Consider the following 21,175-nt stretch of genomic DNA (forward strand, 5'->3'; position numbering starts at 1 on the left):
TCTAACGGTGGGTTATTGCCATTTCGTTAACGTTAAAAGAATTCAAGACCTCGCTTCGGCGGGGTTTTTTGTTATCTGTAACCTGTAAGCAATCGTTACAGGTTCAACTCTCCGGAAATTCCGGATAGTTCACATGTTCGGTTATTCCGAACAACTCATTTTGAAGATCGCTTAGGCGGTCTTTTTTTGTATATGCCGACCACAGAATCAATCACAACACCTCACATTCACACAAGAGCTGTGAGTCGGCGTTCTATTAACTAATTCCTCCAAATAGGGGGTGAGTATGAATCATATGAAAGAAACCCCTGAGTTTTGGGATCAAGTATTCCAGGTTATCGCCTCTCATAAGGAGCAAGGAATTAGCGCATCACTAGCAACTGGCATGGCAATTCTGCGTGGTAAGTACAACGGCGGTGGTTGGAAGAAAACGTTATTTGATGGTGCTATGTGTGCGTTGTTTGCATGGTTTGTAAAAGACCTCTTGACGCTACTTGGCCTTAATCATGAATTGGCATATCTGGCTAGTGTATTCATTGGATATGTCGGTGTGGATGGATTAAGTAAACTCATTAAGGGTAAGGCAGGGCTGAAAAATGACTAGACCAGCACGCGGTGAGCGCAATAACAATCCGGGCAATATCCGGCATGGTTCAAAATGGCAAGGACTATCAGCACAGCAAGCAGATCCGAGCTTCTGCCAATTTGTATCACCTGAATACGGTATTCGTGCAATTTATAAATTACTGCAGACATACCAAAAGAAATACGAACTCAACACTGTCGAGTCGATTATCGACCGGTATGCGCCACCAAATGAAAACAACACTACTGGCTATATCAATCGAGCAGCTAAAGATATCGGCGTTAGTGTCAATGAGCCTATCGACGTTACATCTAAACCAGTGGCGATTGCATTAGCTACGGCGATTGTAGGTGTTGAGTTGGGTTATCAGCCATACAGTCAGAAAGTCTTTGAAGATGCTTGGTTGTTATTATGAGTGTTGGTAAATGGGTTCTTTTAATTGGCTCTGTGATTTGTGTTTTTTCACTCCAGTACTTAATTGTAAAAGTTGGCGAGTTGAGTAAAGAAAACAAATCACTCACTGAACAACTCTCACAACAAGTCGAAATCAACAAAGACCATCAATCCCGTATCAATCGATTAAATCAACTCGATATTAAATACACTCAGGAGTTATCCAGTGCAAAGAATGAAATCGACACTCTTCGTGATGCTGTTAGCTCTGGCTCTAAGCGGGTGTATGTCAAAGCCGAGTGTCCAGCAGTCACCAAGAATCCCACCGAAAGCGGAAGCAATGAAACCACCGCACGACTTAACAAAGCAGTTGAACAAGATTATCTACGTCTCAGAGAAATGATAGTCGAGAACGAACAGCAAACTTTGTATTTGCAGAACTACATCAACACTGAATGCCTCGCTCAATAGCGGGGCTTTTTAATGGAGAAATATCATGGCAGCACAAGGCTTCGATAACCCAACTCAATTCCGTGAAGAATTGGATAAAAGCATTCCCAAAGAATAACCCCGACAAGGTAACAGGAGGTGATCCTTCTTGCTGACGGGTAAGCCGTAAGTGACCAAAGTAACGTAGTGATACGTGATGATGGTTGCGATTAACTTCACACAGGAACATCAAATGACAGAAATTACAGCACAGAATCAAATGCGTTTAGAGCTATTGCGTTTAGTTGGCAATGATACCGCAGCGGCTCAAGCAGCTATCGAGTTCGTAAAAGATGACGCACTCAAGTTTGAGTTATTCAAAGACGCATACAAAACATGCCAGACAGAAGCTCAGTTTGTAGCTAGAGCACAGAAAGCCGCTCGTGATGCTCAACAAGCATTAGATTTATTTGCGCAGTAGTTAATTACACAGCTCATTTACGAGTGGGCTGGATAATTGATTAAAGGAGGTCACTGTGACAAAGAAAAACAAAGGTGGTCGCCCGTCTAGTTATATGCCAGAGGTTTCAGAGGATATTTGCAAGCTGCTAATGGAAGGTGAAAGCCTACGACAGATATGCAAAAGACCAGGTTTACCTGCGATAAGTACGGTAATGGAATGGTTACAGAAGCATGAAGAGTTTCGGGAACAATACGCGCACGCGCGCGAGGTTCAAGCGGAATTATTAGCCGAAGATATCATTAAGCTAGCCGATGCAGCCATTGAAGATGGCGCGGCAGTTGCTAAGGCTCGTTTGCAGGTTGACGCCCGTAAATGGTACGCATCGAAGTTGGCGCCTAAACGTTATGGTGATCGCATTCAACACGAGCAGAAAATTACTATCACTGATTTGACCGATGAAGAATTAGATAAGCGCATTAAGGAGCTAAATAATGGACAGGGAGCAGAAAATTGAGCTTCTTAGGCTCCTTGAAGAAAAATCCCGCCGCGCAAATGTCTACCGCTACAAAACTTATTACGAAACTCGCTACCCTTGGCAAAAGAAATTCATTGCACTAAGTATCGAATATTCACAGGTTGCATTGATTGCAGCTAACCGAGTCGGAAAGACTGACACAGCTACCTATATAGACGCTATTCATGCAATGGGTGATTATCCTGATGATTGGGAAGGGTATAAGTTCGAGCATGCACCGCTTATTTGGTGCCTTGGTTACTCTGGTGAAAAGTGCAGAGACTTATTACAAGCGCCTATCATTGGCAGGAAAACAGATAACGGTTGGCAAGGTGGATTAATACCGAGTGAGTTAATTGTCGATACTGAGCCAATGGCCGGTACGCCTAATGCCGTTCGCTCTGCATACATCAGACATAAATCAGGTAACTTATCAAAGATTCAATTCTGGTCATACTCGCAAGGACAACATGCATTGATGGGTGATAGCGTTGATTGGTTCCATATCGATGAGGAGCCAAAAGACCCTACTATCTATCCTCAGGTTTTAACTCGTACCGCAACAGGTGATAAAGGTCGTGGTGGTCGTGGCATTCTGACATTTACACCAGAGAATGGTAGAACAGATTTAGTTATCAGCTTTATGGATTCTCCGTCATCTGCTCAAACTTGCATGAATGTTGGTTGGGATGATGCGCCACACTTGAGTGAAAAAGTTAAAACTGAATTACTGGCTTCGTTCCCACCTCATCAGCGTGACATGCGAACAAAAGGTATTCCGATGCTTGGTCATGGTCGTATTTATGACTTGGGTGAGGATTATATTAAGTGCGACCCGTTCCCTATACCAGACCACTACTTTGTTATTGATGGAATGGACTTTGGTTGGGATCACCCTCAAGCACACGTTCAATTAGCGTGGGATACAGAAAACGAAACGTTCTATCTAACCCGTGCTTACAAGGCTAGACAGGTATCACCTGCCGAGGCATTCAGCGGAGTTAAACAGTGGGCTGAAAATGTTCCTACTGCTTGGCCTAACGATGGATTACAAACAGAGAAAGGCTCAGGACTGCAACAGAAATCCTATTATGAAGAGGCTGGCTTCAATATGCTACTTGACCCTGCTCAGTGGGAAGATGGTAGCAGGTCAGTAGAGCCGGGATTATTTGAAATATACGACCTCATGAGGCGTGGGAAATTTAAAGTATTCTCAGGGCTTCGTGATTTCTTCGAAGAGTACAACTTCTATCATCGTGACGAGAAAGGCAAGATTGTAAAAGTTCGTGATGACATCCTAGATGCTGTCAGATACGCATACATGATGCGCCGTTACGCAATCAGATACGCTGATATACGGAATCCTCCAGAGGAAGAAGATATCTGCGTTCCATCATCTTCTAGTTGGTAACTATGGCTGAAACACTACAACAAAGACATGAGCGAATAATGCTCAGGTTTGACCGTGCGCACTCACCGCAAGAAGATGTGAGAGCGAAATGCGTCGAAGCAACAAGGTTCGCACGAGTGCCCGGTGGTCAATGGGAGGGTGCAACTTCTGCGGGTACTAAACTCAATGACCACTTTGAGAAATACCCTAAATTTGAAATAAACAAGATAGCCACCGAGTTAAACAGGATCATCAGTGAGTATCGCAACAATCGAATCACCGTTAAGTTTAGGCCGGGTGACAAAGAAGCAAGCGAAGATTTAGCCGATAAATTAAATGGTTTGTTTCGTGCTGACTACGAAGAGACTGACGGTGGTGAGGCTTGTGATAATGCATTTGATGATGCAGCAACAGGTGGATTTGGTTGCTTTAGGTTAACAACAAACTTGGTCAATGAGTTAGACCCGATGGATGACAGGCAGCGAATTTCTATCGAGCCTATTTATGATCCGTCTCGTTCAGTGTGGTTTGACCCTGACGCCAAGAAATATGACAAGTCTGATGCCGAATGGGCTTTTTGCATGTACTCGCTATCCACCGAGAAGTACAAGGCTGAGTACAAAAAAGACCCAGCAACGCTAGATGTAGGCATAGATAGATCATGGGATTATGACTGGTTTGATTCTGATGTGGTTTATATCGCTAAGTATTATGAAGTAAGAAAAGAATCAGTTGATATTGTCAGCTTCCGAAACCCAATTACTTCAGAGGTTGTTACCTATGACAGCGAACAACTTGATCAGGTTGGTGATGAATTAATTGATATTGGCTTTGTTGAAGTTGCTCGAAGAACAGTTAAGCGCCGCCGAGTTTATGTGTCAGTGGTCGATGGTGATGGATTCCTTGAGAAAGCTCAGAGAATACCGGGTGAGCACATTCCATTAATCCCTGTTTATGGTAAGCGCTGGTTTATTGATGACATCGAGCGAGTCGAGGGGCATATTGCAAAAGCAATGGATGCTCAGCGCCTTTATAACTTACAGGTGTCAATGCTTGCTGATTCAGCAGCTCAAGACCCCGGTTCGGTTCCTATTGTTGGGAAGCAACAGATTAAAGGACTTGAAAAACACTGGGCTGATAGAAACTCAAAAAGACCTGCATTCCTTCCTCTGAATGAAATAACCGATAAGCAAGGCAATGTTATTGCGCCAGCATCAGCAATTGGTTATACGCAACCACAGCCACTTAATCAGGCAATGGCTGCACTGTTGCAGCAAACAAGCTTAGATATTCAGGAAGTAACTGGTGCTAGTCAGGCAATGCAGCAAATGCCTAGCAATATTGCCAAAGAGACTGTTAATAGCCTCATGCATCGCTCTGATATGGCATCGTTTATCTATCTGGATAACATGGCTAAGAGCTTGAAACGTGCTGGTGAGGTATGGCTATCGATGGCTAGAGAAGTATATGGATCTGATAGGCAAGTTCGCGTAGTTAATGAGGATGGTACTGATGATATAGCGCTGATGTCTGTGACGATACGAGATAAACAAACAGGCGAAATTGTAGCCATGAATGATTTATCTACTGGTCGTTATGATGTCACGGTTGATGTAGGCCCATCTTATACAGCAAGGCGTGATGCCACTGTTTCAGTGCTGACAAATCTTCTTGCTGGGATGCTTCCTCAAGATCCGATGCGCGCAGTTGTTCAGGGGATTATCTTGGACAATATGGATGGTGAAGGTCTTGATGAGTTCAAGGAGTACAACCGCAATCAGCTACTTACTCAAGGTGTCGTCAAACCTCGCAACGCAGAAGAGGAGCAAGTTGTCGCTCAGGCACAGCAACAGGCGCAACAGCCTAATGCTGAGTTATTGGCAGCGCAAGGTGTGTACTTGCAAGGTCAGGCAGAAGTCCAGAAGACGAAAAATGAAGAGCTATCCATTCAGGTTAAAGCATTCCAAGCACAAACTGAAGCTAGGGTTGCCGAGGCTAAAGTTGTTCAACTTCTTGCCTCAGCAGATAGCACAAAGCGCGCTGAAATTAGAGAGGCGCTTAAAATGTTACATAACTTCCAAAAGGAACAAGGCGACTCATCACGAGCAGACGCCGAGTTAATTCTAAAAGCAACAGATACGCAGCATAAGCAAAGCCTAGACGTTGCGAAAACCATTCAATCACAAAATAACCAACAGTCTCCTGCGGACTTCTCGCAGAGTTAAGGAGTAATAAATGGAAAACGAACTGATCATTGATGGTCAGGCAGTGCCTATGTCTGAAAATCAGGAATCACAACAGCAGGAAAATACAGAACAATCAACGCAAGTTAGTGAGAATAATACCGCTAATAATGCCGAGGTTGTCACTGGTGATTCGGCTGAAGTAAAACCAGATCAGAGTGTCGAGCAGGAGCAAGATTACTCCTTGCAAATCGGCGATGAAGAAATATCGTTGACTGATGAAGAAGATTTAATTGAAGACCAGTCTGCGGCTAAATGGATTAAAGACCTTCGAAAAGGCTTTAAAGATACTCAGAAAGAAAACCGTGAGCTAAGGCGCCAACTTGAGGAAATTACAGCCAAGCAAACGCAAGAGCCAGCGGTTAATCATAATGATGAAATACCTCAGAAGCCAACACTAGAGTCATGTGATTGGAGCGAAGAGGCATACGAGAAAGCATTAACTGATTGGTATGAGAAAAAAAGCCGTGCTGATCAGAGCAAAAAAGCCAAGGAGAAAGAGCAACTCGACTATAAGGAAAAAATCCTTAAGCGACTGGAAGATCATAAGCAACGAGCATCTAAGTTACCTGTAAAAGATTACGCTGAGATGGAAGAGATTGTCACCAATGAAGTTCCTATCATCCATCAGGAAATCTTACTTAGAGCTGCCGATGAAGGTACGGAGCTAATTGCTTATGCACTTGGTAAGAATAAAGAATTGCGCCAGCGGCTTACAGCTGAGAAAGACCCAATACGTGCCGCATTCCTACTTGGTCAGCTTAGCCAGAAAGTTAAGTTAGCACCAAAACCAAAGAAAGCACCTAAACCTGAGCCGGAAGTTAAAGGTGGAGCGGGAAGTGTCACGACTGATGAATTAAACAAACTGTGCCCCGGCGCAATTATTGAATAAACAAGGTGTAAAACATGGCTAATAACTTAGATTCAAACGTAAGTCAGATTGTACTTAAAAAGTTTTTACCGGGCTTTATGTCCGACTTGGTTTTATGTAAGACAGTTGATCGCCAATTACTGGCTGGCGAAATCAACTCAAGCACTGGCGAAAGTGTCAGCTTTAAGCGCCCACACCAATTCAGCTCTGAGCGTACGGCTGATGGTGACATTACTGGTAAAGCAAAGAATGGTCTTATTTCGGGTAAGGCGACTGGTCGCGTTGGTAATTATATCACTGTCGCTGTTGAGTGGGCGCAAGTTGAAGAAGCGTTAAAGTTAAATCAGTTAGACCAAATCTTAGCGCCAATTCATGCTCGAATGGTCACTGACCTTGAGACTGAATTAGCCCACTTCATGATGAATAATGGTGCACTGTCACTTGGCACGCCAAACTCACCAATTGCCAAATGGTCAGATGTTGCTCAGACAGCTACCTTCTTGAAAGATATTGGCATTAAAGCTGGTGATAACTACGCAGTGATGGATCCTTGGTCTGCTCAACGTCTCGCTGATGCTCAAACTGGCTTGCATGCGTCTGACCAATTAGTGCGTACAGCGTGGGAAAATGCACAAATTCCGGGTAACTTTGGCGGCATTAAAGCTCTAATGTCAAATGGCTTAGCATCTCGTGAGCAAGGTGATTTTGGTGGAGCATTGACTGTTAAAACAGCTCCAACAGTGGATTACACTGCCATTAAAGATTCCTATCAGTTCACTGTTACTCTGACCGGAGCTACAGCAAGCAAGACCGGATTCTTTAAAGCAGGTGATCAGGTTAAATTCACTGCAACACATTGGTTAAATCAGCAAAGCAAGCAAACTCTGTATAACGGTTCCACTGCTATCAGTTTCACTGCCACCGTTCTTGAAGATGCAAACTCTGATGGTACTGGTGATGTCACTGTTAAACTTTCTGGTGTTCCGGTGTATGACGCAGTAAACAAACAGTACAACGCAGTTGATCGCAAAGTAGCAGCAGGTGATGAGGTTGTAGTGATCGGTACTGCTAAGCAGCAAATGAAGCCTAATCTGTTCTTTAATAAAATGTTCTGTGGCTTGGGCACTATCCCACTGCCAAAATTACACAGCATTGATTCAGCAGTGGCTACATATGAAGGCTTCTCTATTCGCGTACACAAATACGCTGATGGTGACGCTAACAAACAAATGATGCGTTTCGACTTGCTACCCGCTTATGTGTGCTTCAACCCACACTTTGGCGGTCAGTTCTTCGGGAACGTCTAATATCCTCGTTGTTTATTTGGGGGCTTCGGCTCCCTTTTTTATTTGAGGTAAATATGGAACGTAAAAGCGTTTTCACATGGGCTAACAATGATGCTGGTTATGTACAGGCTGTCATTGTGGCTAGTGATTTTCCTGCATTTAAGGAACTTGGCTTCGTCTCTTCTGTTGGTGAAATCACTAAGCCAGAAGTAAAGAAATCCAAAGCAACTAAGAAGGCAGAAACAAATGGCAATGACACTGACTAAAGGTGAAATTGTTCTATTTGCGTTGCGTAAGGCTGGCGTTGCTTCTGATGCGACGCTAACTGATGCTGAGCCGCAATCGGTAGAGGATGGTATTCATGATCTAGAAGATATGATGTCCGAACTACAAATAACATTTGGTGATTTGGGTTATAAGTTTTCACTAGAAGACGAGCAACCAACACCAGATGATGATTCTGGCTTACCTCGCAAATACAAACAAGCTATCGGCTACCAATTGCTACTCAGAATATTAACTGATTACGGGCTAGAACCAACACCAAGGCAAGAGGCATCAGCGTCTTCTTCTTATGATGCATTATTACTTGATACGCTTAAGGTTCCATCTATTGATAGGCGTGGGGATATGCCAGTTGGTCAAGGTAATAAATACACAGCTTTAGGCGTAGATAGCTATTACGTCGAGAGGGGGTTTAATGCCACAGGTAAAGATTCCACTGGCTAGGGGTTTGCGAAAAGATCCGCACACAGCAGATTATATTGATGGTCTTCCAGTCAATATGTTGGCCACACCGAAAGAGGTATTGAATGCGTCCGGTTATTTGCGTTCGTTTCCTGCATTAGAAAAACGTCATAGCGTTGATGGTGTATCTCGTGGTGTTCAGTACAACACGAAAAACAACACGGTCTATCGCGTGTGTGGTAATAAGCTTTATCGTGGACAGAATGCCATTGCTGACATTCAAGGTAAAGACAGGGTGACTATGGCGCACTCTGGCTACAGTCAAGCGGTGGCGTCAGGCGGTAAATTAAAACTCTATCGCTATGACGGTGAGATTAAAGAGTTATCTAACTGGCCAGAGGAAGAGGTAATTACCGAAGGCTATAAACGTGACGTTAAAAAATGGACTCACAAAGAAGGTAATGATGATTTTGTGCCACTCACAAAGGATGATCTGGATGGGTTCTTAACGTTAAAAATCACGCCTAAAACTTCTGATGGTAAAACCGGCAATGAGATGCTTATTACTGAGCAAATGGTGGGCGTTAAATTATCTCAGCAGGAAGATGACGAGAAACCTTATCTTACTGACGTTCTAGTCGAAGGCATTAAGCGTGCAGGCGGTAAAATTACAGTCACGTATAAAATGAACCTTGCTAAATCTAGCGAACAAACAGCCAAAGACGTTACTGAATTTGTAATGACGCAAGAAGTGTTAGAGGTAGTTGAAAGATACCCTCAATACGAATTAGGTGATGTTGTCGATGTTGCTCGTAACCGAGGGCGCTACATCTGGTTGCAGAAAGGCGGTGAAAGGTTTGGCGTTACTGATTTAGATGATGAGTCAAAGCCTGATAAATTCCGTCCATTTTACACCGCTGAATCTCAACCTGACGGCATCATTTCTATTGATTCTTGGCGCGATATGGTGCTTTGTTTTGGTTCGTCAACTATCGAATACTTCACCATTACCGGCTCAACAAGTGCGTCACAAGTAATATATGCGCCACAGCCATCTTATATGGTTCAGATGGGCATTGCTGGCCGTGATGCTAAGTGTAAGTTCGGGGAATCATTTGCATTCATCAGCAACCCAGCAAACGGCGCGCCATCTGTCTATATCCTTGGATCTGGTTCTGCTAGTCAAATATCTACTGCAAGTATTGATAAGATCATCCGTAGTTATACTTCAGACGAGTTGTCACTGGCAGTTCTTGAGAATATTCGTTTTGATGGCCATGAGTTACTCATTGTTCACTTACAGCGCCATACGCTTTGCTTTGATGCAGCAGGAAGCCAGCAATACCCGCAGTGGTGCATTCTAAAGTCTGGACTGTATGACGAAACTTATCGTGCAATTGATTTTATGTACGAAGGTAATCAAATCACTGTTGCGGATAAAACCGAGGGGATTGTTGGTAATCTTGCCTTCAATAAATCATCTCAGTATGACAAGCAAGTAGAGCATATTTTATACACGCCTATGGCTAAAGCCGATAACGCAAGGGTGTTCGATTTAGAGCTTGAAGCATCAACAGGCGTTGCTCAGATTGCCGATAAGTTATTTCTCTCTGCAACAACTGATGGTATTAACTTTGGTCGAGAGCAAATGATTGAGCAAAACTCACCATTCCAATATGACCGCCGTGTGTTATGGCGACGAGTAGGAAGAGTGAGGAAGAATATAGGGTTTAAGGTTCGCGTTATCACTAAGTCGCCCGTAACACTGAGCGATCTATCGATGAGGGTTGAATGATGACAAATGAAGACCTTTCTAAACCAATAGAAATTCAATCCGCTTACATTGTTCCAGATATCCTACCGACTAACTTTAGTGAAACATATCGACGAATAGTGCTTAGCGGTGCTGATGATATGGCGAAGGTGGCTGGTCGTGCAAATGAGGCTGGCGCTGAAGCTTTCGATGCTCAAAAGAGGAATGATGAGCAAGATGTTGTTCTTGTAGATCATGAGGAAAGACTTGGTGAAGCCGAACAAACAATTGTTGAGCATGGCGTTAAGTTGGCTGACCATGAAGATCGGATAACGAAAACGGAAGAGGATTTATCTAAGTTAGAGGTAAGAGTCCTTAATGTTGAGCAAGACGTTGATGGGCTGAAAATAAAGATACAAGACCTCGATGGTCAAATATCTGAAATCAAAGTTGATTACGTTTCTCTCAGTAAAACAGAAAAACAGAAGCTTTTATCACCCATTGATGTTTCAACTTCCTACTCAGTAAACGGAACTAAAGTTGTCGGCGATCGTGTTACTGGCTTTACATCAGCAACAGGTACATCACTTAAGGGCTTGTTTAATGCTAACCAATCATACTCATTCAGCTCTGATTACACGCAGTCAGAAATGCAAACTCTAGCAAACGGGTTAATAGAGGCAAGACAACGAATCAAGGCGCTAGAAGATGCACTTCGCTCACACGGATTAATAGACTAATGGAAATTAAAATTATTAATAACCCTATTCGGCTATCTGAGTTTTTAAATGATAAGTCGAACACGGGAAATATCGTTGATAGCAATGATCAGTACTTCATTAAACCCGATGCGCTTTACTTAGGTGTTTATGAGGGAGTTCTATTGGTTGGTGTTTTCGAGGTGCGTAACTTCTGGCATACAGTCGTTGAGTGCCACGCCATATTTGATGCTGGATTCCGTGGTAAATACGCCTTTGATGCACATAAATTATTCTGCAAATGGTTGCTGGGAAACAGTCAATTCACTAATTCAGTAACTATGGTTCCTGATACCACAAAATACGGTCGCGTTATTGTGAAAATGCTTGGTGCTATACGTGTCGGTCATTTAGATGATGCATATATGAGTAACGGCAGGCCAGTAGGTGTCACCATCTATCAACTAAAACGCGAACAGTACGAGGAGTTATTAAAATGCTGATTATTTCAGAGAAATTCAGAAACTCACTGCTACCCATGCATGGATATATGAAAGGTGGCGGTGATGGTGGTGCGGGTGCTCAAGCAAGGGCTACTGATAACGCAACTGAATTACAGCGCAAAATGTGGCAGACAAACATGCAAAACCTTGCGCCATTTACACCACTCGCTCAACAGTATATTGGTCAATTGCAAGACTTATCTTCTTTAGAAGGTCAGGGGCAAGCATTAAACCAATACTACAACTCTCAAGCATTTAACGATTTATCAGGGCAGGCAAGATACCAACAATTACAAGGTGCAGAAGCCTCTGGGGGATTGGGATCAACAGCAACAAGTAATCAACTTGCATCTATCGCACCTACGCTTGGGCAAGGTTGGTTGGCTGACCAAATGAATAACTACCAGAACTTAGCCAATGTTGGTCTTGGTGCTTTGCAAGGTCAGGCTAGTGCTGGTCAAAACTACGCAAACAATATGGGGCAATTGCTACAACAAAATGCAAATGCTCAAGCAGCTATGGCTAATCGACCGTCGCAATTTCAGCAAGGGATCACAGGTGGCTTAGGTGGTGCAATGGCTGGAGCATCTATTGGTGGCCCATGGGGCGCTGCAATTGGTGGCGGACTTGGATTGCTTGGAGGATTATTCTAATGGCAACTTGGCAGCCTAGTAATGGAGCTGGTTTTTTAGGTTCTATTGGCTTAAATAATTCAAACGCACCGCAAGCAAGTGATGCAAATTTTGTAGTTGATTCCATCAATAGAAGTAATGAGATAGCCCGCTCTGGTGGTAACAACATTCTATTACAAGGTTTGCAGGGCCTGAAAGGAATTAAAGACACCATCGGAGAATACCAAGCACAGGAGAGGCTAGGCGAATTCCAAAAAGCATGGGGTGAGGCGTACGCAAATAGTGATCGTGATGGGATGAGGCAACTACTAGCTACTTATCCAGAGTACGCTCAAGCTATCACTGGAGGTATGCAGGATGTTTCTGCTGATGTTCGTGAATCTTTGGGTAACTTATCATCTGGCTATCGCAATGCGGTGATGAATGGTAATGCTACTGACTATGTTAGACAGAATGCTGATACATTTCGTCGCCTTGGCATTGATCCAATGGAAGCCGTTTCTATTGCAGAAAAAGACCCTAAAGCGGCCGTTCAATTAGCGGACCACATTGGCATGTCATCACTAGGCATTGATGATTATTTTAACTTACAAGACAAACAACTTGGCAGACAGATTGACCAAGGTCGTTTAGATGAGCAAATCAGAAGCAATCAAGCTGGCGAAGCACTAACAAGAGATGGTCATCAGATACAGGTTCGAGGTCAAAACATCTCCGCTCAAAACTCAATGCGATCAGCTAACTCAGCAGGAAGTAAGCCAGCGGCAGTTCAGGAGTATGAGTACATGATGACACTTTCACCTGAACAACGTAAACAGTTCCTATCATTAAAAGGTAAGTCAGGAACTGAAATGCAACAAGCTCAGTTGGCTAATGGGCAAACGGTGATGATAGATCCGAATGCACAAGGCGCTGGTGATTCCAAGTATTACAAAGGATTTGATACCAATGGGAACGTGGTAACTATTCCTGTTAACGCCTTATCTAGCGTGTCATCTACTGCTGGAGCGGCATCTAGTAACCAAATGAATTCAGATATCTCGCTAATTTCAAACGCAACTCAGTCCCAGCTATCGCCTATTACTGGCGTCACTGGAGGAACCGGAACGGTCCCTATTACTGCTGATGCTAGCACGAGAACTGTAAATCAGGAGTCTAGGCAGTTGTACAATGCAGCTCAGCGCATACAAGGGAGAATGCAGAATCAGGGTATCGCAGCTGCTAGAGAAATGGGGGCTAGCGGAATAAATACAGTAGCTGAGGCTAAGATGTACTTTCAAGGCATGCCGCAGCTTGATTACTCGACACCGGATGCTTTGCAGAGTTCTGTTAAAATTATCGACCAGTACACAACGGCATTTAATTCAAAAAATAACGCAAACCTAGGCGCACCAGCAAGCCAGAGGTCAACGCAACAATCACCCACTAATAATCAAGGTGGGTATTCTAATCTCTGGGGTGGGTAATGGCTAAACCATGGAAAGAGGTGATCTCATCACCTGAGTATCAATCACTATCTAACGAACAAAAAGCATCAGCACAGGAGCAATATTTTAATGAAGTAGTTGCTCCTAATGTTGGCAACGATGTAAATAACGCAAGACAACAGTTTTATACCGCTTATCCGCTTCCTCAATCACAACCCGAACAAGCAACCCAACCATCACAACCAGAAAACAGCTATATTGCTGGCATGAAGCAAACCAACCAGAATCTTTCTCAAGGTTTACAGCAATCGTCTGATGATGCTAAAGGTTTCCGTGAAAACGTAATAGATGCCTTCACTGGTGAAAGCAAGATGACGCCTGAAGTTCAAGGACTAGAAGGGATCATGTCTTCGCCAGAAATGAATGCATTTAATACTGATGCAATGAAAGCGGCTTGGGTACAAATGTTCGGTAATGATAACGACTTTGTAAAAGTTATCAGTAATATGGGTGGACAGGTATCTCAAGATGAAAAGGGAAATTTACTGGTTGATTTACCATCTGGTCGCTACGCATTAAATAAGCCAGGCTTATCATCTGAAGATGTCATGCCATTTATCGCGAACGCAGTTGCATTTACCCCAGCAGCTAGAGCGCCAACAGTGTTAGGTGCTACTGCAAAATCAGCAGCCACAGACTTAGCATTGCAGTCATCCGTTAACATGGCAGGCGGTGGTGATATTAACCCGTGGCAAACTGCATTGTCTGCTGGTATTGGTGGGGGAGGAAAAGCTATTGAGCGCGGGCTTAGCGGTCTATCTCGCGCAACAAGTGGAAATATCGCGCCAGAAACTCAACAGTTATTAAGGAATGCTGAGCAAAATGGAATAGATGTACTGACAACAGATGTTTTACCACCAAGAACGTCAGTAGGAAGGCAACTTCAACAGGCAGGTGAGCAGAGTGTTGGTGGTACCGGTAACCGCAGGGCAATACAAGCAGAGCAAAGAGAAAACTTTGTCGAGTCTGTTCCACAGATGATTGAGCAAGAATTCGGTATTTATGCTCCGCATGTTATGCAAGGAGAGGTTAACGCAGGATTGCGCAGGGCTAAAGACATGCATGGTGGCGTGATAAATAACATTACTCAGCAAATGACAGGTGTTCCAGTTACTCCAACCAGATCTATTCCAGCAATTGATGAGGCATTACAACGGATAGGAAATGGTTTAGCTCCAAATAACGCCGCTACGCAAATACTAACGAACCTCAGAAATAGGGTTGCAAATGGTGCTAGCTTTGAAGAGCTTCGTAATTTGAGAACAGAACTTCGTCAAAGCCTGCAAGGTGATAACTTGGCTATGCCTACAGCTCTTGAGTCTGCATACAACAGAATAAACACAGCCATGACAAATGACATGAATAGATCTGTTGGTCAGAATCTAGGTGCTGGTGCATTAAATCAGCTTCGTCATGCAAATAATGAATATAGAAACATAGCCAGAGGGATAGAGAAAACAGGGCTAAAGAACGCTTTAGAGAAAGGTGACATCACACCAGAGCTAATCAACAATCTTGTTTACAGTAAGCGCCCTAGTGACATCGCTAGAATATTCAATATGGTCAATGAGAATGGCAGAAACCAATTACGATCTGCTTATTTGACCCGTGCCTATGAGAAAGCTAATGGCTCTCCTCAGCGTATGGTTACTCAATTAAACCAACTAATCAATCAATCCAATGGACAGGTGTTTAATACAGTCTTTAACCAGCAACAACGAAGAATGGTTGAGGGAATGCGCGATGTTCTTGAGGCGACCAGAAGAGCCAGCACAGCAAACCAAGTTACGCAAACGGGCATGTCACTGATAACGCCAACGCGAACAGCGGCAACGCTATTAACTGGTGGCACTTCTCTTGGCGTTGAAGCTGGAACCGGTTTAATTGCTAGAATGTATGAATCACCAGCGATAAGAAACATGTTATTACGCCTACACAACACACCACGAGGAAGTACTGCCAGAGATAGAGCGATAACTAATATCATCAACACTCTAACTGCTACTGGTCAAACCGAAAGCAGAAACTAATCAATAAGGTTATGGATAACCTGCGAATAACAACACCGCTTAGTTGCGGTTTTTTTACGTCCAAAATACACCAGATTAACACTGGTGCGACTACTCACGCTTGGAGAAAGCAATGTCAGATATTATTCCTAATGTCGTCGTGTCAATGCCGTCACAATTATTCACTCTCGCAAGGAAATTCCAAGCGGCGAGTAATGGTAAGATTTTTATTGGCAAAATTGATACCGATCCAACATTACCGGAAAACCAAATTCAGGTTTATTTAGAAAATGAAGATGGTTCTCATATTCCAGTTCCTCAGCCATTAATTATCAATCAGGCTGGCTTCCCTGTGTTCGGTGGTCAGATTGCTAAGTTTGTGACAGTTGAAGGTCACAGCATGGCTGTGTATGACAGTTACGGAGCACAACAACATTACTACCCTAATGTGTTGAAGTATGAACCAGATAGATTTTCTGAAAGGTTACTTTCTAAAGATGGAGCTAATAAAATAAAATGGAGAAATCATCTTCTTGGAGAGCGTTTAGATAAAGTAGCGTACAGCGATGACTTTGATACATTAAAAGAGTGGGCAGAATTTCCAGCAGAGAAAAAGGTGTTTGTTGGCGGTAGTTATGAGATAAATGAAACTCTGAATATTCAATGTGATGAGCTTTTGACTGATGGTACTGTGAAAATAAAAATGAACACTGCAACACCTGCTATTGTTATTGGTGATAGTGAACGTATTTTATTAGACACAACATCTGTAGAAATAAAAAAAGGGCAAGCATTCTTATCTATAAATGATGCATCAAACCTATTTATAGGAGATGTGATTTTTTTATGGAACCCACGAGATTTCTCATATTCCAATCATCGATATTATTATCGTCAAGGTGAGGCTGTTACTATTGCTGACGTTGGCACCTCTAGAATTATTCTGACAGGTGGAATATTTGATACATATCCTGTAGGAACTAAGTTAATTAAACCAAAAATGGAAAAGAAAAAAATATCTGGTGATTTTATTATTGAATTTCCTCAATTAGATGGTGATCATACATATTCTCCAGAATCAGTTGGTTTATTATGTATTCAATTACATGACTCTGATTTTTCAGGATTGTCAATAAAAACAAAGCAAGCATCACAATCATTTATATTACGTAGATGCGTAAATTGTTATGGTAATGGAATTAATAATTCTCAGGCTATTTTTGGTGAAGCAACATTAGGTTTGGACAGTGGTTTAGGAATAGCTAATTGCCAAAGTATTTCATTTAAAGGGCGATTTTCAGGAGAGAGACATGGAGTATCAATTGCAGGTAATCATGAAGAGGGTAGTATTGTAAATAGATTCTGTGATATTTCTGGTGAAATACTGTCTACTAGCAAAGATTCAAAGTTGGCGGCAGACTGGCATGGTAATGCAGAATATTGCTCATATGAAGGTAGAATACAAGGAGTTACTGCTGGAGGGAATCATAACTCAATTAAATCTGGTTCTATAATTGAGTCACTTGGAGATCCTAATGGACGTAATATATCAGAGCCAACGATTGGTTTTAGAGAAATGTCAGGTTGTGATTTCAGTTTTTCTAATATCTATATTAAATCTATTAATAAACCCAGTTTAAATTATAGAGGAGTTATTGATTTAGGTTCAATATCATCACAACTAAACTCAAAAGTCTTATCTGGAGGGACTATTAATTTTAGTAATTCAATAATTGAATGTGAAAATACTGAACACGCAATTAAAATACGGAGTGATTCATTTGATTTGTGGTGGGGGGTTAACTTAACCGGGCTACAAATTAAGAAAGCTGGTCAACGGCCAATTTGGATAGAGTCGTCAAAAGGTAAGCAAGCTGATTCTGTAATAATTACAGGATTGATTCCAAATAAAAATGCAACAGAGATTGTTATAAAGTCAGAAAATAATAAATATGATTATTCATTTTCAGGAGTGGCTTCTTTAGTTTTAAAAAAAGGAAGTTCTTCTGAACAGGTGTTTATAAAAACACCAATAGTATTAATGCCATATTACATCATAATAACTACAGTAGATATGATTTATGGTAAAGAAGTAAAAGCATACTGTGATATAAAAAGAGCTAATGAATTCAGGCTTACAGCTAAGACTATAGACGGACTCCCAATTAGTCAGGAGTCCGATATTGAAATTAAGATAAATTATATAGCAATGCTATAAATTATAAATCACACATAGATTTCTGTGTGTGATTTAATTCATTGATTTTATTGATTTTATTGATTTTATTGATTTTATTGATTTTTTTATTAGTATTGAAATTATATAAGCTAGAAAGAATGTCACTAAAAAATAAACAAACAAATTCACCACCTCATTGTTATGAAACTTTATTTTATATGTTACTCCTTCAATCAAATATGATTCGTACGAAATAGAAGATATAAATGCAAGTATTTTACTTTTTACTTCAAAAATAATAAAAAATAGAAATAATGATAATGAAAATAAAATCGAGCATAAGAATTGTTTTTTCACTAGATAGGGAGTTATTATATTTTTATACATAAATAAAAACATAACAATAGATAATAACAAAATAAAATTAATTTTATTTTTATCATCAAATTTTAATAAAGCTAGAAAAGCTCCTAAAGAAAAACTAAATGAATGTAATGGAAATTGAGTTGTAATTGCCTTAAAGTCACTATTTACTGGTATGTTATAGATCAATGCTGATGTAAAAAACAAACAAGCTATTTTAATTTTAATATTAATTTTTAAAGAAAAAATAATAAAGAAAATTACGTACCAAATTAAAATAAAATATACATACCACATTGTAGGGTCTATATTTAATTTTGGATTTATAAATAATATTGTTTTTAACAAATCAAAAGTATTTATTTTTCCAAAGAAATAGAAATAAAAAATTATATTTATAACAATGAAAGGGTACACCACAGTAAGTAATCTTTTTTTTATAAATCCACTTAGCCCATTCTTAATATAAGATAGAGTTAATCCATATCCAGAAAGAACAAGAAAAGCACCAACACTAAACGTTGCAAACATCCTTAAGTCAAAATCAACACTAATTCTTTTTGTTGTTACTAAATGACCAAACATAACTAAGATTATAGCAATAGCTTTTATATTATTGGTTCCATTACGTGAAAGCATATTAATGTTCTCTTTTATTTAATTAAACTCTTTATCTATGTTATATAAATAAAGAGTTTGTTTTATATGTAAATTATTTTGATGTACTTAATATGTTGTTCATTATTATTTTTGTGAATTTTTCTGCACCAAATTTTGTTAAGTGAGGCCTAACAATAATAGGATTACCATTTTCGATTATAATGCAATCTTTATCATTACACTGGCTCTCTCTCATTGAAATATAATGTATGTTTTTATAATTCAATGATGCTTTTAGTAATAATTTGTCAATGTTAGCACTTGTTTTAAATTCATCTTTACTTTTAATCTCTCTCTCATCACATTGATTTTTATTAAGCAACCTAGATAAAAAATTATCATTCATTGTTTGAGTGTTTAATAAACAAGTATATGGATTGTAACTAGGTTGATGATAAGTACCTAGTATATAGTATGTATTGTTAGGATTTTTAGATACTAAAGTATCCATAAATAACTTTATTTCATTTTCTATTTTCTCTGAATTCATATTTTTGAAATACAGATCCCATCTTTGTGAGATAATAATATCAGAGCTTTCGTTATTAGATAACCTGTCATCTAATAACTCTTTCATCTTAAGGCAATTATCACTACCTTTGTAGGTTCCGTTTATCATTGATGTATTACAAGATTCATTCGCATATACATTAAATTTAATACCATAACCTTTCATAGCATTAACATACATGAATGCAAAGCTATCTCCAGTAAGGATATATTCCTTCCCATTTTTATTATAATTAAAAGACATTACTTCGTTTTGTTGCTTTCGATATAGCATCCAAGGATTGTAGTAAAAATTATAATTCTTACTATATTCTTGTGTTTTTTTATCTATCCTTTGTGTTACTCCATCTTTAGCAATATATTGGCAAGCAATAAGAATAATAATATAGAATGGAATAATAAATACTATTTTTAGTCTTCTTTTCTCTATCAAATAATATGAAGAAATAGCTAAGATAAAAGTGATTGTTAAGTATATTATCAAACTTAGTTCTAAGTTTAATTTTTTAGTTATGACAAGTAAAGGCCAATGGAATAGATAAATAGAATAAGACCATAAACCAATTTTTTGAAAAATAGGATTACTTAATATGAAATTTTTTTCATAATTTATAGCTAATATTATAGCTGTTGCTACTACAGGAATTGATGCATAAAAACTAGGCCAAGGTGTATTGCTATCAAAAAAATATGAAGCAAATATAATTATAATTAGGCATAAAAAGAATAATATTTTTTTATTCTTTTCTGAAACCTTTGTTACAGGATATGCAAATGCTAATCCACCAGCCATCATTTCCCATGCTCTTGTGTGTATCATGTAATATGCTTGGCTTGGATCTATTTTTGTTATGACTGAAGACAATATTAGTGAAACAAAAAAAAGAAACACTAAAGACTTTCTAGTGTTACTTGATGTCGTTATCTTACTGATTGCTAATATTATTAACGGATATATTAAATAAAATTGCCACTCAACAGATAATGACCATGTATGGAGTAAGAATTTCTCCATCGATTCAACATCAAAATACCCGGACTCATTGAAATATGTAATATTTGATATGAATAATAATGAGTCACGAGCATGAACACCTATTTTCTTATAATCATTTGGTTCTATCAAAAAATAAGATAGAAACACTAATATAAATATTAAAAGCATTAATGCTGGAATTATTCTTTTACATCGTGCTGAATAGAATTTAACAATGGAAAAATTGTTATTTTCAATACCAGTCAAAATAATAGAGGTCATTAAATATCCAGATATAACGAAGAAGATATCAACGCCAATGAAACCAGCAGGAGCTAGTGAATTGTCAAAGTGAAATAAGATAACTAGTAGGACAGCAATTGCTCTCATTCCATTGATGTCTGTTCTAAATTTCTTTTTTTGCATAGTAATCTAAGGGTTAATTTGATATTTATGCAATTTTACCACTAATGTAAATTTAGGTCAGTAGTGGATATCCATCCAAGCGTTTTTGAATGTTATGGTTGGGCACTTTTATGATAA

At 40.0% G+C, this 21,175-nt stretch carries 21 protein-coding genes; 18 read left to right on the plus strand and 3 right to left on the minus strand.

Annotation, left to right across the window (positions count from 1 at the left end):
- Nucleotides 1–286: 286 nt before the first annotated feature.
- Genes ABN217_RS04615 through ABN217_RS04625 form a run of 3 tightly spaced genes read left to right on the plus strand, consistent with a single transcriptional unit; the run spans nt 287 to nt 1,450 of the window.
- The gene (locus tag ABN217_RS04615; RefSeq protein WP_161729384.1) at nt 287–604 is read left to right on the plus strand and encodes a phage holin, lambda family; all 318 of its coding nucleotides are present in this window, start codon (nt 287–289) and stop codon (nt 602–604) included.
- Nucleotides 597–1,001: a structural protein gene (locus tag ABN217_RS04620; protein ID WP_349459115.1), complete on the plus strand. Its 405-nt coding sequence runs from the start codon at nt 597–599 to the stop codon at nt 999–1,001. The genes ABN217_RS04615 and ABN217_RS04620 overlap by 8 nt, the downstream gene beginning before the upstream one ends.
- Nucleotides 998–1,450, plus strand: coding sequence for a lysis protein (locus ABN217_RS04625; protein ID WP_349459116.1), 453 nt, complete (start codon nt 998–1,000; stop codon nt 1,448–1,450). Before ABN217_RS04620 ends, ABN217_RS04625 begins: the two co-directional genes overlap by 4 nt.
- On the opposite strand, the gene ABN217_RS04630 is transcribed toward ABN217_RS04625, so the two are convergent.
- Entirely contained in the window at nt 1,425–1,658 is a 234-nt protein-coding gene (locus tag ABN217_RS04630) for a hypothetical protein (protein WP_349459117.1), read from the minus strand. The genes ABN217_RS04625 and ABN217_RS04630 overlap by 26 nt on opposite strands.
- Before the next feature lie 3 nt (nt 1,659–1,661).
- Here ABN217_RS04630 and ABN217_RS04635 point away from each other — a divergent pair, with 3 nt between their 5' ends.
- From ABN217_RS04635 to ABN217_RS04705, 15 genes are all read left to right on the plus strand, one after another.
- Nucleotides 1,662–1,889, plus strand: a complete 228-nt coding sequence (locus tag ABN217_RS04635) for a DUF2560 family protein (protein WP_142836734.1) — start codon at nt 1,662–1,664, stop codon at nt 1,887–1,889.
- Between the two features lie 55 nt (nt 1,890–1,944).
- A complete protein-coding gene (locus ABN217_RS04640; protein ID WP_349459118.1) occupies nt 1,945–2,385 on the plus strand; it encodes a terminase small subunit-like protein in 441 nt (146 codons plus the stop codon).
- 127 nt (nt 2,386–2,512) lie between these two features.
- Entirely contained in the window at nt 2,513–3,796 is a 1,284-nt protein-coding gene (locus tag ABN217_RS04645; RefSeq protein ID WP_349459119.1) for a phage terminase large subunit family protein, read from the plus strand.
- A 2-nt stretch (nt 3,797–3,798) separates the two neighbouring features.
- Complete coding sequence (locus ABN217_RS04650; RefSeq protein WP_349459120.1) at nt 3,799–6,000, plus strand: portal protein; 2,202 nt, start codon at nt 3,799–3,801, stop codon at nt 5,998–6,000.
- Between the two features lie 10 nt (nt 6,001–6,010).
- Nucleotides 6,011–6,910 carry a phage capsid protein gene (locus tag ABN217_RS04655; protein WP_349459121.1) on the plus strand — a complete coding sequence of 300 codons (900 nt, stop codon included), beginning with the start codon at nt 6,011–6,013 and terminating at the stop codon, nt 6,908–6,910.
- Between the two features lie 14 nt (nt 6,911–6,924).
- Nucleotides 6,925–8,196 (plus strand): P22 phage gp5 family major capsid protein, encoded by a 1,272-nt coding sequence (locus ABN217_RS04660; RefSeq protein ID WP_349459122.1) that lies wholly within the window; start codon nt 6,925–6,927, stop codon nt 8,194–8,196.
- Nucleotides 8,197–8,249: 53 nt separating this feature from the next.
- Nucleotides 8,250–8,441: a hypothetical protein gene (locus tag ABN217_RS04665; protein ID WP_310990015.1), complete on the plus strand. Its 192-nt coding sequence runs from the start codon at nt 8,250–8,252 to the stop codon at nt 8,439–8,441.
- Nucleotides 8,422–8,904: a packaged DNA stabilization gp4 family protein gene (locus ABN217_RS04670; RefSeq protein ID WP_349459123.1), complete on the plus strand. Its 483-nt coding sequence runs from the start codon at nt 8,422–8,424 to the stop codon at nt 8,902–8,904. The genes ABN217_RS04665 and ABN217_RS04670 overlap by 20 nt, the downstream gene beginning before the upstream one ends.
- The gene (locus ABN217_RS04675; protein ID WP_349459124.1) at nt 8,876–10,657 is read left to right on the plus strand and encodes a packaged DNA stabilization protein; all 1,782 of its coding nucleotides are present in this window, start codon (nt 8,876–8,878) and stop codon (nt 10,655–10,657) included. The genes ABN217_RS04670 and ABN217_RS04675 overlap by 29 nt, the downstream gene beginning before the upstream one ends.
- Nucleotides 10,654–11,355 carry a phage tail protein gene (locus ABN217_RS04680; protein WP_349459125.1) on the plus strand — a complete coding sequence of 234 codons (702 nt, stop codon included), beginning with the start codon at nt 10,654–10,656 and terminating at the stop codon, nt 11,353–11,355. Before ABN217_RS04675 ends, ABN217_RS04680 begins: the two co-directional genes overlap by 4 nt.
- Nucleotides 11,355–11,816 carry a DUF2824 family protein gene (locus ABN217_RS04685; protein WP_349459126.1) on the plus strand — a complete coding sequence of 154 codons (462 nt, stop codon included), beginning with the start codon at nt 11,355–11,357 and terminating at the stop codon, nt 11,814–11,816. The genes ABN217_RS04680 and ABN217_RS04685 overlap by 1 nt, the downstream gene beginning before the upstream one ends.
- On the plus strand, nt 11,810–12,469 hold the full coding sequence (locus ABN217_RS04690) for a P22-gp17 family phage DNA ejection protein (RefSeq protein ID WP_349459127.1): 660 nt from the start codon (nt 11,810–11,812) through the stop codon (nt 12,467–12,469). Before ABN217_RS04685 ends, ABN217_RS04690 begins: the two co-directional genes overlap by 7 nt.
- On the plus strand, nt 12,469–13,914 hold the full coding sequence (locus ABN217_RS04695) for a phage DNA ejection protein (RefSeq protein ID WP_349459128.1): 1,446 nt from the start codon (nt 12,469–12,471) through the stop codon (nt 13,912–13,914). The genes ABN217_RS04690 and ABN217_RS04695 overlap by 1 nt, the downstream gene beginning before the upstream one ends.
- The gene (locus ABN217_RS04700) at nt 13,914–15,965 is read left to right on the plus strand and encodes a P22-gp16 family phage DNA ejection protein (RefSeq protein WP_349459129.1); all 2,052 of its coding nucleotides are present in this window, start codon (nt 13,914–13,916) and stop codon (nt 15,963–15,965) included. Before ABN217_RS04695 ends, ABN217_RS04700 begins: the two co-directional genes overlap by 1 nt.
- Before the next feature lie 112 nt (nt 15,966–16,077).
- Nucleotides 16,078–18,162 carry a phage head-binding domain-containing protein gene (locus ABN217_RS04705; protein ID WP_349459130.1) on the plus strand — a complete coding sequence of 695 codons (2,085 nt, stop codon included), beginning with the start codon at nt 16,078–16,080 and terminating at the stop codon, nt 18,160–18,162.
- A gap of 33 nt (nt 18,163–18,195) precedes the next feature.
- Here ABN217_RS04705 and ABN217_RS04710 read toward each other — a convergent pair whose 3' ends face one another.
- Both ABN217_RS04710 and ABN217_RS04715 read right to left on the minus strand, forming a co-directional pair.
- Entirely contained in the window at nt 18,196–19,125 is a 930-nt protein-coding gene (locus ABN217_RS04710; RefSeq protein WP_349459131.1) for an acyltransferase family protein, read from the minus strand.
- A 73-nt stretch (nt 19,126–19,198) separates the two neighbouring features.
- A complete protein-coding gene (locus ABN217_RS04715) occupies nt 19,199–21,058 on the minus strand; it encodes an acyltransferase family protein (protein ID WP_349459132.1) in 1,860 nt (619 codons plus the stop codon).
- Nucleotides 21,059–21,175: the final 117 nt, after the last annotated feature.

This window comes from Proteus sp. fly-1067 (genome assembly GCF_040139345.1).
GTDB lineage: Bacteria > Pseudomonadota > Gammaproteobacteria > Enterobacterales > Enterobacteriaceae > Proteus > Proteus vulgaris_B.

What these genes read in the sequence shown, in the direction of transcription:
- ABN217_RS04615 (WP_161729384.1), top strand. Translation starts at nt 287, where the DNA reads ATGAATCATATGAAAGAAACCCCTGAGTTTTGGGATCAAGTATTCCAG.
- ABN217_RS04620 (WP_349459115.1), top strand. Translation starts at nt 597, where the DNA reads ATGACTAGACCAGCACGCGGTGAGCGCAATAACAATCCGGGCAATATC.
- ABN217_RS04625 (WP_349459116.1), top strand. Translation starts at nt 998, where the DNA reads ATGAGTGTTGGTAAATGGGTTCTTTTAATTGGCTCTGTGATTTGTGTT.
- ABN217_RS04630 (WP_349459117.1), bottom strand. Translation starts at nt 1,658, where the DNA reads ATGTTCCTGTGTGAAGTTAATCGCAACCATCATCACGTATCACTACGT.
- ABN217_RS04635 (WP_142836734.1), top strand. Translation starts at nt 1,662, where the DNA reads ATGACAGAAATTACAGCACAGAATCAAATGCGTTTAGAGCTATTGCGT.
- ABN217_RS04650 (WP_349459120.1), top strand. Translation starts at nt 3,799, where the DNA reads ATGGCTGAAACACTACAACAAAGACATGAGCGAATAATGCTCAGGTTT.
- ABN217_RS04655 (WP_349459121.1), top strand. Translation starts at nt 6,011, where the DNA reads ATGGAAAACGAACTGATCATTGATGGTCAGGCAGTGCCTATGTCTGAA.
- ABN217_RS04660 (WP_349459122.1), top strand. Translation starts at nt 6,925, where the DNA reads ATGGCTAATAACTTAGATTCAAACGTAAGTCAGATTGTACTTAAAAAG.
- ABN217_RS04665 (WP_310990015.1), top strand. Translation starts at nt 8,250, where the DNA reads ATGGAACGTAAAAGCGTTTTCACATGGGCTAACAATGATGCTGGTTAT.
- ABN217_RS04670 (WP_349459123.1), top strand. Translation starts at nt 8,422, where the DNA reads ATGGCAATGACACTGACTAAAGGTGAAATTGTTCTATTTGCGTTGCGT.
- ABN217_RS04675 (WP_349459124.1), top strand. Translation starts at nt 8,876, where the DNA reads ATGCCACAGGTAAAGATTCCACTGGCTAGGGGTTTGCGAAAAGATCCG.
- ABN217_RS04680 (WP_349459125.1), top strand. Translation starts at nt 10,654, where the DNA reads ATGATGACAAATGAAGACCTTTCTAAACCAATAGAAATTCAATCCGCT.
- ABN217_RS04685 (WP_349459126.1), top strand. Translation starts at nt 11,355, where the DNA reads ATGGAAATTAAAATTATTAATAACCCTATTCGGCTATCTGAGTTTTTA.
- ABN217_RS04690 (WP_349459127.1), top strand. Translation starts at nt 11,810, where the DNA reads ATGCTGATTATTTCAGAGAAATTCAGAAACTCACTGCTACCCATGCAT.
- ABN217_RS04695 (WP_349459128.1), top strand. Translation starts at nt 12,469, where the DNA reads ATGGCAACTTGGCAGCCTAGTAATGGAGCTGGTTTTTTAGGTTCTATT.
- ABN217_RS04700 (WP_349459129.1), top strand. Translation starts at nt 13,914, where the DNA reads ATGGCTAAACCATGGAAAGAGGTGATCTCATCACCTGAGTATCAATCA.
- ABN217_RS04705 (WP_349459130.1), top strand. Translation starts at nt 16,078, where the DNA reads ATGTCAGATATTATTCCTAATGTCGTCGTGTCAATGCCGTCACAATTA.
- ABN217_RS04710 (WP_349459131.1), bottom strand. Translation starts at nt 19,125, where the DNA reads ATGCTTTCACGTAATGGAACCAATAATATAAAAGCTATTGCTATAATC.
- ABN217_RS04715 (WP_349459132.1), bottom strand. Translation starts at nt 21,058, where the DNA reads ATGCAAAAAAAGAAATTTAGAACAGACATCAATGGAATGAGAGCAATT.